This is a genomic window from Bifidobacterium scardovii JCM 12489 = DSM 13734 (genome assembly GCF_001042635.1).
Lineage (GTDB): Bacteria > Actinomycetota > Actinomycetes > Actinomycetales > Bifidobacteriaceae > Bifidobacterium > Bifidobacterium scardovii.
The window spans coordinates 1,949,847-1,963,625 of sequence record NZ_AP012331.1 but is presented as its reverse complement, the minus strand read 5'-3'; the positions used below and the strand labels follow the sequence as shown (position 1 = coordinate 1,963,625).

General features: G+C 66.7%; 11 protein-coding genes and 2 tRNA genes. All 13 read left to right on the top strand.

Annotated features, from left to right (window positions below):
• Nucleotides 1–237: 237 nt before the first annotated feature.
• On the top strand, nt 238–918 hold the full coding sequence (locus tag BBSC_RS08165; RefSeq protein ID WP_033518067.1) for a DUF3000 family protein: 681 nt from the start codon (nt 238–240) through the stop codon (nt 916–918).
• Complete coding sequence (locus tag BBSC_RS08160; RefSeq protein WP_033518066.1) at nt 908–2,200, top strand: HRDC domain-containing protein; 1,293 nt, start codon at nt 908–910, stop codon at nt 2,198–2,200. Before BBSC_RS08165 ends, BBSC_RS08160 begins: the two co-directional genes overlap by 11 nt.
• Nucleotides 2,201–2,254: 54 nt before the next feature.
• Nucleotides 2,255–3,634: a trigger factor gene (tig, locus tag BBSC_RS08155; RefSeq protein ID WP_033518065.1), complete on the top strand. Its 1,380-nt coding sequence runs from the start codon at nt 2,255–2,257 to the stop codon at nt 3,632–3,634.
• Between the two features lie 136 nt (nt 3,635–3,770).
• Nucleotides 3,771–5,132, top strand: coding sequence for a chloride channel protein (locus tag BBSC_RS08150; RefSeq protein ID WP_046726187.1), 1,362 nt, complete (start codon nt 3,771–3,773; stop codon nt 5,130–5,132).
• Between the two features lie 175 nt (nt 5,133–5,307).
• Nucleotides 5,308–6,423, top strand: coding sequence for a phosphotransferase enzyme family protein (locus tag BBSC_RS08145; RefSeq protein ID WP_033518063.1), 1,116 nt, complete (start codon nt 5,308–5,310; stop codon nt 6,421–6,423).
• Nucleotides 6,424–6,590: 167 nt separating this feature from the next.
• On the top strand, nt 6,591–7,208 hold the full coding sequence (locus BBSC_RS08140; protein WP_375713298.1) for an ATP-dependent Clp protease proteolytic subunit: 618 nt from the start codon (nt 6,591–6,593) through the stop codon (nt 7,206–7,208).
• Between the two features lie 5 nt (nt 7,209–7,213).
• Nucleotides 7,214–7,918: an ATP-dependent Clp protease proteolytic subunit gene (locus tag BBSC_RS08135; RefSeq protein ID WP_033518142.1), complete on the top strand. Its 705-nt coding sequence runs from the start codon at nt 7,214–7,216 to the stop codon at nt 7,916–7,918.
• A 158-nt stretch (nt 7,919–8,076) separates the two neighbouring features.
• The gene (gene clpX, locus BBSC_RS08130; RefSeq protein WP_033518059.1) at nt 8,077–9,405 is read left to right on the top strand and encodes an ATP-dependent Clp protease ATP-binding subunit ClpX; all 1,329 of its coding nucleotides are present in this window, start codon (nt 8,077–8,079) and stop codon (nt 9,403–9,405) included.
• Nucleotides 9,406–9,833: 428 nt separating this feature from the next.
• Nucleotides 9,834–9,907 (top strand) — tRNA-Arg (locus BBSC_RS08125).
• Nucleotides 9,908–9,952: 45 nt separating this feature from the next.
• A tRNA-Arg gene (locus BBSC_RS08120) sits at nt 9,953–10,026 on the top strand.
• Between the two features lie 226 nt (nt 10,027–10,252).
• Entirely contained in the window at nt 10,253–11,452 is a 1,200-nt protein-coding gene (locus BBSC_RS08115; RefSeq protein ID WP_033519668.1) for a MalY/PatB family protein, read from the top strand.
• Nucleotides 11,453–11,587: 135 nt separating this feature from the next.
• Nucleotides 11,588–12,853, top strand: coding sequence for a Na+/H+ antiporter NhaA (locus BBSC_RS08110; protein ID WP_033519667.1), 1,266 nt, complete (start codon nt 11,588–11,590; stop codon nt 12,851–12,853).
• Between the two features lie 91 nt (nt 12,854–12,944).
• Nucleotides 12,945–13,760, top strand: coding sequence for an LOG family protein (locus BBSC_RS08105; RefSeq protein WP_081892891.1), 816 nt, complete (start codon nt 12,945–12,947; stop codon nt 13,758–13,760).
• The last annotated feature ends 19 nt before the right edge of the window (nt 13,761–13,779 follow it).

The following is a 13,779-nucleotide window of genomic DNA, read 5'->3' as shown; positions in this document are numbered from 1 at the left end:
GCCGCTGGCGGGAGGTGGCGCGTAGCGCCGGAGGGTGGTCGAGCCATGCTTCTGGCCACCCCCAGTCGGCTTCGCCGACAGCCCCGCTAGCGGGGGCGTGAACCGCTTGCGATACAGGGTATTGGTTCCCCGTTGGATGGGATATGGAAGTGGCACCGGTATCCGGCATCGCCACGCGCGACACGGGGGCGCGTGGCGATGCCGCCAAAAATAGGGTGCCCCGTTTAGCCTTGTTATATGGCAGAGATCTTCGCTTTTCCGGGGGGAGTTTCCGCGCCGAGGCGGCCAGGCGACGATGCCGGCCTGCCCGGGCGCCCCGCCGGCGTTCCTGACGAAGTGTGGCGTGCCGTCGAGTCTGTACGCGCGATGCGGCGCGTGCCCGGCGTGCGCTATCGAGAGATTCCCGTGCCGTCGACGCTTGCCGATTACGGCATCGGCGTGGAACTGGAGAGCGGCAGCGACGGCGCATCGGGGGAGCACCCCGACCACGCCCGTCCCGGCATTGTGGGCGAAGGCGCGGACCGTCCCCGTTCCGGAGCCTCCGGCTGGATCACGCTGCTGTATTCGCGCGAGCCGCGGGACGACTGGTCGTCGCGCTGGCGGTGCGTCGCTTTCGCTCGCATGCCGCTGGAAACGAGGGAGGACAACGGCCTGGCTCCGGCGATGTACTGGGAGACCCTGCGCGGATTCCTCGACGGCGCGGACCGGGACGGGCTCCGCGGCACGGTGACGGTCACCAGAAACACCTCGTTCGGGTCGCTGGCCGGACCGGATTCGGCTGGTTGCGAAATGCGTGTATCATGGACGCCGCTTGAAGATATTGACGGACGCATGGACGCCGGCGCGCAGGTGGTGATGTGGGCGATGTTCATCCGTTCCGCCGCCGTTGCCGAGGAGGAACCATCCGTTGACCGATGAGCCCAGACTGCTGTCCGAGCCGCGTGGGGGAGTGCCCGGCGTCACCGCGACCCCCGATGGATTCCGCGACGTGTGCATGCGATTCGCCGCCGCGACTGGCTCCGTGGCGGCTGACGCCGAACGGGCGTCCGGGTTCCGCTACGGGCACGAGGATTGGCTGATCCAGTTCAAACGCGAGGGCGCGGGCATCGCGCTGATCGACCCGGTCGCGCTGAACGGGTTCGGCGTCGACTGGGAGGCGTTCAACGCCGCGCTCGGCGGCGCCGCGTGGATCATCCACGACGCCGCGCAGGACCTACCCGGATTCGCCGATCTGGGGCTGCGCCCCGGCGCGCTGTTCGACACGGAGATCGCCGCGAGGCTGCTCGGCCTGCATCGCTTCGGTCTGGCCGCCGTGACCGAGCGCTATCTGGGCATCACGCTGGCGAAGGAGCATTCTGCCGCCGACTGGTCGTACCGCCCGTTGCCGCGCGACTGGCGCAACTACGCGGCGCTCGACGTAGAGCTGCTCATCGAACTGGAGCGGCTGATGCGCACCGATCTGGCCCGCCAGGGCAAGGCCGGGTGGGCCGAGGAGGAGTTCGCCCATACGCTGGCGGAGGGCATGGGCCCGCGCCGCCGGCACCCGGTGCCATGGCTGCGCGTCTCGCACATCAACGTGCTCAGCCATGACCCACGGGGGCTGGCCGTCGCCAAGGCGCTGTGGCAGGAGCGCGATCGGCTCGCGCGGCAATACGACATCGCGCCGAACCTGCTGCTCTCCGATTCCTCGATCATCGAAGCCGCGGTGAAAAAGCCACGCAACGCGCGCGAATTCCGCATGATCCGCTCGCTCAACGAGCGCGTGCGCATGCACACCGGCGGCGAGCAGGACAAGATGTTCGAGCGGTACGCGCCGATCCAGCGCAAGGTCAAGCCATCGGTATGGCGGGGCGTCATCCAGGAGGCCCTGGCGCTCGGGCCCGGTGAATGGCCGACGATGCCGTCGCCGCAGAACGATGCCGACGAGGGGCAGGGCAACGCGCCGCGCTCGATGCGCGTCTGGGCGGCGCGCCACCCTGACCGGCTCGACCGGCTGCAGCGCGCCCGCCGCGTGATCACGCAGATCGCCGAGGACACGCGCACCCCGGCCGAAATCATCATCAAGCCGCAGTACATCCGCAATCTGTGCTGGACCGACGATCCGGGGGAGAGGGACGTCGCGGAATTCCTCACGGAGCAGGGTGCGCGCGACTGGCAGGTGAAGCTGGTTGCAGCGTCCGTAAGTCGCGTTATCATGTAACGGTTGCCTAAATTGGCAGAACTATGAAGTAACGACTTTTCAGGAGCGTTTAGCGTGAAGATCAGCGTCAGGAACCTCGAGCCCACCAAGGTGAAGCTCACCGTCACCGTCGAACCGGAAGAGTTCGACCCGTATCTCGACGAGGCCCGCAAGGAGATCGCCAAGCAGGTGAACGTCCCCGGCTTCCGCAAGGGACATGTGCCCGGAAAGATCATCGACCAGCGCATCGGCTTCGCGGCCGTCGCCGGCGAAGCGGTGAACAACGGCGTGCCGGAGCTGTATTCCAAGGCGCTGGAGGAGAAGCAGATCCGCCCGATGGCCCAGCCTGAGCTCGACGTGCAGGAAGTGCCCGCCTCCGCCAAGGACGAGACCAAGCTCAAGTTCGTGGCCACCGTGGAGCGTCGCCCCGAGATCGAGCTGCCGGCCCTCGAGGGCATGACCATCGAGGTCGCCAAGCCCGAGGTCACCGACGAGGACGTGAGCAAGCGCCTCGAGACCCTGCGCCAGCGTTTCGGCACCCTGGTCGGCGTCGACCGCCCGGCCGCCAAGGGCGACTTCGCCAGCATCGACCTGGAAGCCCAGATCGACGGCGAGACCGTCGACTCCCAGGAGGGCGTGAGCTACGAGCTCGGCTCCGGCACCATGCTGGACGGCCTGGACGAGGCCCTCGACGGCCTGTCCGCCGGCGAGGAGACCACCTTCGAGGGCACGCTGGAAGCCGGCGACCACGAGGGCGAGAAGGCCCAGGTCAAGGTCAAGGTCAACTCCGTCAAGTCCGAGGAACTGCCGGAGCTCGACGACGACTTCGCCCAGGAGGCCTCCGAGTTCGACACGCTCGACGAGCTCAAGGCCGACATCCGCAAGAACATCGAACAGGACGGCGAAGCCCGCCAGGCCACCGAGGCCCGCGACGCCTTCCTCGCCCGCCTGCAGGAGGGCCTGGAGATCCCGGTGCCCAAGGGCGTCAAGGCCGATGCGGCCGCCGAGCACCTCAAGGGCATGACCGCCGATCCGGACAAGGCCACCAAGGAGCAGAAGGCCGAGGCCGAGGAGTCCGCCGAGAAGGAACTGCGCGACCAGATCGTGCTCGACACGCTCGCCGAGAAGCTGGACGTCAAGGTCTCCCAGTCCGACGTGTTCAACTTCCTCGCCTCCATCGCCCAGCAGTACGGCATGGATCCGAACAACTTCATCAACGCGATCGTGCGCAACGGCCAGCTCGGCTCCGCCGTCGCCGAGGTCGGCCGCTCCAAGGGCCTGCTCGCCGGCATGCGCGCCGTCAGCTTCACCAGCGAGGGCGAGCCGCTCGACCTGAGCGCTTTCCTCGGTGAGGACGAGGCCTCCGCCGAGGACGAGAGCGTCGCCGCCGCTTCCGCCGCTGCCGCCGTCGCCGACGAACTCGCCGCCGACAAGCCGGCCGAGGACGCCGAGTGAGCATAGTCCGCGACTCGTTGTCGTAGGATGTGGACAAGCCCGGAATCGCAAGATTCCGGGCTTTATCATTGCATATAGCCGTATTGCCGCGCCGGCGGCGCATATATGGCGGATGGCCGTGCGGATCGGAGGAATCATGGCGACACGCGCAACCGGGATCGGTCGTTTGGGGTGGATCGTGCTGGCGGTCGTCGTGCTCGGCGGGCTCATCGGCGTCGGCGCCGGCCTGCTGACCCTGCTGCTCTACGGCATCGAGCATGCCATGCTCGGGTACGTCGAGGATCTGTCGGTTCCGGGCCCCTTCGCCGTCCCCGCGCTGCGGCGCGCCGTCTCGGTGACGGCCGGCCTGTCCGTGGCCGGTGTGATCTGGTGGCTGCTGCGCACGCGGACCGCCAAGGTGCCCTCCGTCAAGCAGGCGGTGCACGGCGCGCGGATGCCGATCTGGCAGACGATCGTGCATGTGGTGCTGCAGATCGCCATCGTCGGGTCCGGCGCGTCGATCGGCCGCGAGGTCGCGCCGCGCGAGCTCGGCGCGATGCTCGCCCAGCGGTTCTGCGATCTGCTCCGCATCGACGGGGAACGGGGCGTCGACCGGCGCCTGGTGGTGGCCGTGGCGGCCGGAGCCGGGCTCGGCGGTGTGTACAACGCCCCGCTGGCCGGCATGTTCTTCGCCGTCGAGATCCTGCTGGCGGACGCGACCATCGAAACCGTGGCGTTCGCCCTGGGCACGTCGTCCGTAGCCGCCTTCGTCGCCACCAGCATCAAGGGCCATCACGCGTTCTACGGCATCGGCGCGATGCAGGCCGAGCACACGCCGAGCCTGATGCTGTTCGCGGCCCTCGGCGGCATCCTGTTCGGCGTGGCCGGCGCGCTGTTCCGCCGCGGATCGCAGTGGGCCGAATCGCACAAGCCGACCGGCCGGGCGATCCTGTGGATGATGCCGCTGGCCGGCCTGCTCACCGGGCTGGTCGCGCTGGCCGTGCCGCAGGTGATGGGCAACGGCCGCGCGGCCGCGCAGCTGGGCTTCTCCACGGCGGCGCCGCATGGCTCCGGCTCCTCGCCATGGACGCTGCTCGACATCGGCGGTCATACGCATGCCGGCGTGCTGGCGCTGGTGTTGCTGGCGTCCTTCGCCGCCAAGGCGGCGGTGACCCTGCTGACCATACGCTCCGGCGCATCGGGCGGCGTGCTGCAGCCGGGCATCGCGCTCGGCTCGACGCTCGGCGCGACCCTTGGGCTGGCGTGGGTGATCGCCTTCCCGGCCGATTCGGTGACCTCGTGCGCGCTGATCGGCGCGGCAGCGCTGCTGTCCGCATCCCAGCAGGCGCCGCTCATGGCCATGTGCCTGGTCATGGAACTGACCGAGGCGCCGATCGGGTTCTTCGTGCCGGTCGGCGTCGCCGTGGCGGTCTCCTCGTTGGTGTCGGGCCGTCTGCTCGCCTGGATCGGCGCCAGGGAAGCGCTTGGCGCGAAGCGATCGGCGACGCACAATAAGTAAAGAACCTTGCCATAATACAGTATGGCGCATATCAGTGGTGTCGTAACATGATATGCGATATAGTAAAGATTGTTGTCATAAATACGTGACGGCACCTGTTGGAGCGTCATCGCGTGCAAGGAAGCATGAAGCGTGGCCGCTCCACGCTTCAGCGCATCATGGATGGAGGAGAGTAATGGCGACTGCCGAGCAAATGCTGCCCGAAGTACTGAAGGCCTATGATTTCGGCGATGACGCGGTCGTGGTCGGCACGGTCCGCTTCGGCCAGGGGCATATCAACGACACGTTCTGCGTCTACGAGCAGACCGGGGACGGCGACTGCGTGCGCTACATCCTGCAGCGCATGTCGTCCGCCGCGTTCAAGCGGCCCGACCAGCTCATGGAGAACATCGTCGGCGTGACCGATTACCTGCGCCAGCACCTGATCGAGACCGGCGGCGACCCGGACCGCGGCACCATGACCGTGCGCCGCACCGCGGGCGGCGACCCGTACTACACGGACGGCGAAGGCGGCGCATGGCGCGTCTACACCTTCGTCGAGGGCACCGTGTGCCTGCAGAAGGTCGAGACCCCGGAGCTGTTCCGTACCTGCGGCGAGGCATTCGGCGCCTTCCAGCGCCTGCTCAAGGACTATCCGGCCGACACGCTGCACGAGACGATCCCGCACTTCCACGACACCGAGGACCGCCTCGCCAAATTCGAGAAGGCGCTGGCCGCCGACGCGCTCGGCCGCGCCAAGGACTGCACCGCCGAGATCGCGTTCGTGCGTGACCACGCCGCCGACTGCTCGGTGGCGCTGCAGGCGCTGCGCGACGGCAAGCTGCCGCTGCGCGTGACCCACAACGACACGAAGATCAACAACGTGCTGCTCGACAAGGAGACCCACGAGCCGGTGTGCGTGATCGACCTCGACACCGTGATGCCCGGCCTGTCGATCAACGACTTCGGTGATTCGATCCGCTTCGGCGCCAACCACAGCGCCGAGGACGAGAAGGACCTGAGCAAGGTCAACTTCGACATCGACCTGTTCGACATCTACACGCAGGGGTTCCTCAAGGGCACCGACGGCATGCTCACCGCCGCCGAGCTCGAGTACCTGCCGTGGGGCGCCAAGCTCATGACCCTCGAATGCGGCATCCGCTTCCTGACCGACTACCTCGAGGGCGACGGGTACTTCCACATCCAGTACGAGGGCCAGAACCTCGACCGCTGCCGCACCCAGTTCAAGCTCGTCTCCGATATGGAGGAGCAGTGGGATGCGATGACCGGGGTCATCGCGAAGTACGCCTGATCCACGATCGGCTTCGGGAGTGCGCTCCGCACGCCGGCCGCGGATCGGGGCATGACCCGTCCCGCGGCCGCCATCCTATGCGGGTAGCCGAAAAGGCGGCGAAATGGCGCGGATCGTCGCTTCAAGGCGGTAATGTTCTCAATGTAACGAAACATTGATAAGGAGACATGGTGGCAGGTTTGCTGACATCTTCACCCACGATGGCCGAGGGCGAGGCCCCGTCCATGGTGGACCCGATTTTCAATAGGCTGCTCAAGGACCGCATCATCTGGATGGGCGAAGAGGTCAAGGATGATATGGCCAACCGCATCTGCGCCCAGATGCTGATGCTTGCTGCCGAGGACCCGAAGAAGGACATCTGGCTGTACATCAACTCGCCCGGCGGGTCGATCACCGCCGGCATGGCGATCTACGACACCATGCAGCTCATCGAGCCCGACGTGGCGACCGTCGGCATCGGCATGTGCGCCTCGATGGGCCAGTTCCTGCTGTCGTCCGGCACGCCGGGCAAGCGCTACCTCACCTCGCACGCGCGCGTGCTCATGCACCAGCCGTCCGGCGGCATCGGCGGCACGACCACGGACGTGCGCATCAACGCCGAGCTGATCATGGACATGAAGAAGACGCTCGCCGAGCTGACCGCCGAGCAGACCGGGCACACGGTGGAGGAGATCTACCGCGACAACGAGTACGACCATTGGTTCACCGCCGAGGAGGCGCTGGAGTACGGCTTCATCGACAAGCTCGTGTCCACGCCCGACACGATGGGCAAGGAAGGGGAGTGACGCATATGGCATCCGAGGAAGCGCAATTCGCCGCCCGCGCCGACCGTCTGGCCGGAGGCGCCGGCGTGGTCGGGTTCATGCCCGCCGCCGCGCGCGCACGCGCGTTCGGCGCACCGCAGGACCGCTACGTGCTGCCGCAGTTCAGCGAGAAGACGCCGTACGGCATGAAGACGCAGGACCCGTACACCAAGCTGTTCGAGGACCGCATCATCTTCATGGGCGTGCAGGTGGACGACACGTCGGCCGACGACATCATGGCGCAGCTGCTGGTGCTCGAATCGCAGGATCCGAACCGCGACGTGATGATGTACATCAACTCGCCCGGCGGCTCGATGACCGCGATGACCGCGATCTACGACACGATGCAGTACATCAAGCCCGACGTGCAGACCGTGTGCCTTGGCCAGGCCGCGTCCGCCGCGGCGATCCTGCTGGCGGCCGGCGCCAAGGGCAAACGGCTCATGCTGCCGAACGCCCGCGTGCTCATCCACCAGCCGGCCATCGACCAGGGCTTCGGCAAGGCGACCGAGATCGAGATCCAGGCCCGCGAGATGCTGCGCATGCGCGAGTGGCTGGAGAACACGCTGGCCAAGCACACCGGCCAGGACGTCGAGAAGATCCGCCGCGACATCGAGGTCGACACCTTCCTGACGGCCCAGGAGGCCAAGGAGTACGGCATCGTCGACGAGGTGCTCGAGCACCGCTCGTAACGGGGGCCTGACGGGTGTGACGGCTCTCCGCATAGGAGCCGTCGAACGATATCGCCGTCAACGGGGTGCGTCGGCTTCGGCGCGCCCCTTCCGGCGTATGGACGACCGCTTCCCGCACGAGTGCCGGGAAGCCTGCACGGGAGCAGGGAGAGAGCCTTATGGGCCACGTGGTGAGCTACAACGACGACGTGCCACGCTGCACGTTCTGCGGCAAGACCGAGCATCAGGTGCGCAAGCTGGTGGCCGGGCAGACCGCCGCGATCTGCGACGAGTGCATCGAACTGTGCGTCGACATCATTTCCGAAGAGCGCCGGCACAGCGCCGACGTCAACGCGCTCTCCCTGCCCAAGCCGGCCGAGATCAACGCGTACCTCGACCGCTTCGTGGTCGGCCAGCAGGCGGCCAAGCGCACGCTGTCGGTGGCCGTATACAACCATTACAAGCGCGTCAACATGGAGCTGCGCGAGGCGGCCGACCAGCTCGGCGGCAAGAATCCCTCCTCGCGCTCCAGGCGGCGCTCCGACCCGCTGGACGGCGTCGAGGTCGCCAAATCGAACATCCTGCTGCTCGGCCCGACCGGCGTGGGCAAGACCTATCTCGCCCAGTCGCTGGCCAAGGTGATGAACGTGCCCTTCGTCATCACCGACGCGACCACGCTCACCGAGGCCGGCTACGTCGGCGACGACGTGGAGACCGTGCTGCAGCGGCTCATCGAGGCCGCCGACGGGGATGTGGAACGGGCCCAGCACGGCATCGTCTACATCGACGAGATCGACAAGATCGCGCGCAAAAGCGGCGAGAACACGTCGATCACGCGCGACGTGTCCGGCGAGGGCGTGCAGCAGGCGCTGCTCAAGATCCTGGAAGGCACGATCGCGTCGGTGCCGGTGGAGGGCACGCGCAAGCACCGCGAGCAGGACACCGTGCAGATCGATACGCGCGGCATCCTGTTCATCTGCGGCGGGGCGTTCGTGGGGCTGTCCGACATCATTCAGCGGCGGCTCGGCGCCAGGGAGAGCGGATTCGGGGCCTCGTGGCACGACCACGAGGTCAAGCCGGAGGAGATGCTCGAGCAGGTGAGCGCCGACGATCTGTCCGAGTTCGGCCTGCTGCCCGAATTCATCGGGCGCCTGCCCGTGATCAGCGTGCTCGACGAGCTCACCGAACCGGATCTGGCGCAGATTCTCACCAAGCCGCAGAACGCGCTGGTCAAGCAGTACCGCAAGATGTTCGCCGTGGACGGCGTGGATCTCGCCTTCACCGAGGAGGCCATCGGGGTGATCGCCGCGACGGCGATCACGCGCGGCACCGGCGCGCGCGGGCTGCGCTCGATCATCGAGAAGACCCTGGAATCGACGATGTTCGCGCTGCCCGGCATGGACGATGTGAGCCAGGTGATCGTCGACGCCCCCGCCGTGCGCGGCGAGAGCGCTCCGAAACTGGTGCGCGCCGACACGATGCCGATCCAGCGGCGCAAGGTAGCCTAGTATCCTGCGTCGTAAGTTCGTGTACTCTGGCTCCCCTCTTGGAGGGGAGCATTGCCGCGAACGCCTGAATCAAGCCGATTCGCATGGTCTCCCCTCAGTCGGCTACGCCGACAGCTCGTCCGCGATCAAGGATGGCCTTACGGCCGCAGTCTTATCTGCTCACTGTCGTTCGCCTTCGCCTACAAACGCCTCCGGCGTTTGCTTCACGGCTCAGCCTCATAGAGGGGAGCCAGAATTACTCAATGAATTAATGACGCGGGATACCAGCGTCCCACGGCGTGTCGCGATGTGCGGCATGGGAGATCCGTTGGAATTGCAAGCTTTCGATGGGGTGGCGTACGGGGGTGCCGCCTCGTGCGCGACACGCTAAGTTGCATAAATCGGCATGTGGATGTATCTTATTCGAGTTGCCAAAAACAAGGCAGCATGCGCCAGTAGCCCAGCGGATTAGAGCAGCTGACTACGGATCAGCAGGTCGCAGGTTCGAATCCTGTCTGGCGCACCCGCTGCGGAGCGATCCGCGGCACCAATAACCGGATATCGGTATGCGCCAGTAGCCCAGCGGATTAGAGCAGCTGACTACGGATCAGCAGGTCGCAGGTTCGAATCCTGTCTGGCGCACAGAGAAGCCCTCGCCTCCATATGGAGCCGAGGGCTTTTTCCATGCCTGACCGGTTTTGGCCGGTGCGGGCGGGCAATTGAATGCACCGCGAGGAAATCGAGGCATGCCGGGCGGCCGACGGCATGCGGTAGCATGGATGACGTTTGCCGTCGGCCCGCCCGGGCGGGCGGCCGCATGGCATCGTGTCAGGCCCCGGTCGGGGCATCATCGGAAGGAGTGTTCGGCGTGTACGATTTTGAGACCTTGGTGGACCGGCGGCACACCACTTCCGTGAAGTGGCACATGATCGAGGAGGACATGGGCGCCGGGAACGACGACGTGATCGCCATGTCCGTGGCCGACATGGAGTTCAAGCCGGCCCCCGAGATCGTCGACGCGCTCGTCCATGCCGCGCAGACCGACATCTTCGGCTACGATTATGCGACCGACGCGTATTTCGACGCGCTGGTCGGCTGGATGGACCGCCGCCACCACTGGCGGATCAGGCCGGAATGGGTGAGCCTGTCCGACGGCGTCATGCCGGCCGTCAACACGGCCCTGCGCGCGGTGACCCATCCCGGAGACAAGGTCATCATCCAGGGACCCGTCTACTACCCGTTCACTGCGGCGGCCGAGCACAACGGGCTCACCATCCTCAACAACCAGCTGATCATGGACGAGGCCGGCCATTACACCATGGATTTCGACGATCTGGCCGCCAAAGCCGCCGACCCGCGCTGCACGGCCATCATGCTGTGCAACCCCCACAATCCGGTCGGACGCGTGTGGAGCGCCGACGAGCTCAGGCGACTCGGCGACATCTGCATCGACAACGGCGTGACGGTGCTCGCCGATGAGATCCACGCCGACTTCTCCTATCCGGGGCACCCGGTGACGATGTACGGCACGCTGGGGGAGCGGTACGCTCAGCATTGCTTCGAGTTCACCGCGCCGACCAAGACCTTCAACCTGGCCGGGCTGCTGTGCTCGAACGTGATCACCGCCAATCCCGAGCTCAAGCGCGCGTTCGACGTCGCGGCCGAGAACATCGCGGGCCTCACCGTCAGCCATTTCGGCCTGATCGCCTGTCAGGCGGCCTACAACACGGCCGAGCCGTGGCTGGACGAGCTCATGGAGGTGCTCGCCGGCAACCTCGCCCTGCTGCGGGATTTCGCCGCGGCCACGCCCGGCGTCACGCTCGTCGAGCCGGAAGGCACCTACCTGGCCTGGCTCGACTGCCGCGGGCTCGGATTCGGCTGCTGCTGCGAGCTGCGCGACTTCATGCGCAACGAGGCCCGCGTGTATTTCGACGAGGGCGTGCTGTTCGGCGACGCCGGATCCGGTTTCGAGCGCGTGAACCTCGCCTGCCCGAGGCCGATGCTGGCCACGGTGCTCGAACGCATCGGCAAGGCCATCGCGGCGCGCGGCGAACGCAACGAACGCTGAGACCGCCGCTCCGTGTCGGACGGGGCTCTTCGGGGTAACGTCCGATCGGTACAATGGAAATCGATTATCGTCACAACGCCTGTCGTGATCGCGGCAGGCGTTTTTGATTGCGCGCGCCAACAGCATGGAGGACCAATGAGCACAACACGCGGAACCTGGGCGACGATACGGCGGATCGCCGCATCGGATCGACTATCAGGCCTGATCATGCTCAGTTTCGCGCTCGCCGGCCTGATCCTGGCGAATCTGCCGGCCACGGCGCACCTGTTCGAGACGATCTCGGAGACGCACATCGCGATACCCCACACCAATCTCGACCTGCCGATCGGCCACTGGGCGCAGGACGGCCTGCTCACCATCTTCTTCCTGACGGTCGGCCTGGACCTGAAACAGGAACTCACCACCGGCTCGCTCGCCAATCCGAAGGCCGCCGCCGTGCCCATGCTGTGCGCGGTCGGCGGCATGCTGACCCCGCCGATCCTGTTCGTCGCCGTGCTGGCGCTGTTCTCGCGGTTCGGGCCCGGGGCCGTCGGCGATCTGGTGCTGACCACCACCGGCAGCACCATTTCGTTCGGCGAAATGGCCCAGGGGTGGGCGGTCCCGACCGCCACGGACATCGCGTTCTCGCTGGCCGTGCTGGCGCTGTTCGCCAAGGCGCTGCCCGGCTCCATCCGCGCGTTCCTGATGACGCTCGCCACCGTGGACGACCTGCTCGCCATCATCCTGATCGCCGTGTTCTTCTCCTCGCTCAACGCGTGGTACTGGTTCATCGGCATCGCCGTGTGCGCGGCCATCTGGACCGTGCTCGTGCGCATGAAGCGGGTGCCGTGGCTGCTGGTGGCGGTCGTCGGCATATTCGCGTGGGTGATGATGTTCGAGGCCGGCATCCACCCGACCCTTGCCGGCGTGCTCGTCGGCCTGCTGACCCCGTCGCGGGAGATGTTCGGCGAGACCTCGCCGCGCGCCGAACGCTACGCCAGCAAACTCCAGCCGTTCTCCGCGCTGCTGGCTCTGCCGATCTTCGCGCTGTTCGCCACCGGCGTGCACTTCGAGTCGCTGAGTCCGGAGCTCATGCTCTCCCCGGTGGTCATCGCCATCGTCGTGGCGCTGGTGGTCGGCAAGCCGCTCGGCATCATGACCACCGCGTGGGTGTCCACGCATCTGTGCGGGCTGGACATGGCCAAGGGGCTGCGCGTGCGCGACATGTTCCCCGCGGCATGCGCGTGCGGCATCGGCTTCACCGTGTCCTTCCTCATCGCCTCGCTGGCCTACTCGAACGCGGAGCTGTCGGCGGAAAGCCGCTTCGGCGTGCTCATGGCATCGTTGATCGCGGCGACGATATCCGGCATACTGTTGAACCATCAGTCGAAGCACTGGGCCGAGCGCCACGGGGAACGCTGACGCCGGACCTTCGCCCGGCTGCGTGAGCCCCGCGGGGCTTTCGGGAACGTCGGCCGAATGCTCGGCAGGGGCTCGGCAGGAAGGATCGATCATGGTGGAATCCGAATATCAGGACGGGGCCAGCGCCCACAGCGTGGCCGGCCATACCGGGAACGACGGCGAAGGGCGTACGGCCGCGGTGTCCGGCGCCACGTACCAGCGTGGGGCCGCCATCATGCGCGGCACGATGATCCCCTCCGACAGCAGCACCGCGAAGCTGCTGCGGAACGACGATGGCGCCGCATGGCTCAACATGGACCCGTGGCGCGTGCTGCGCATCCAATCCGAGTTCGTCGAGGGATTCGACGAACTCGCCGCGATCGGCCCGGCGGTCAGCGTGTTCGGCTCGGCGCGCACCCGCCCCGATGAGCCCGATTATCAATCGGCGCAGCGCATGGGCCGTCTGATCGCCGAGCGCGGCATCGCGGTCATCACCGGCGGCGGCCCCGGCATCATGGAGGCCGCCAACCGCGGCGCGGCGCTCGCCGGCGGCAAGTCGGTCGGCCTGGGCATCGAACTGCCTTTCGAACAGGGCGTCAACGACTATGTGAACCTGGGATTGAGCTTCCGGTACTTCTTCGTCAGAAAAACGATGTTCGTGAAGTATTCCTCCGGCGTGATCGTCTGCCCGGGAGGTTTCGGCACGCTCGACGAGATGTTCGAGCTGCTCACGCTCGTGCAGACCCACAAGGTCACGTCGATGCCCGTGGTGCTGTATGGGAAGGCCTACTGGCAGGGCCTGCTCGACTGGCTGAACGGCCCGGTGAAGGAACAGGGGATGATCTCCGGCGTGGACCCGCATCTGGTGACGATGACCGACGATGCGGACGAGGCCGTCGACATCGCCGTCGGCGGCATCGGCGCATAGAGGCGTCCCGGCGGGGATG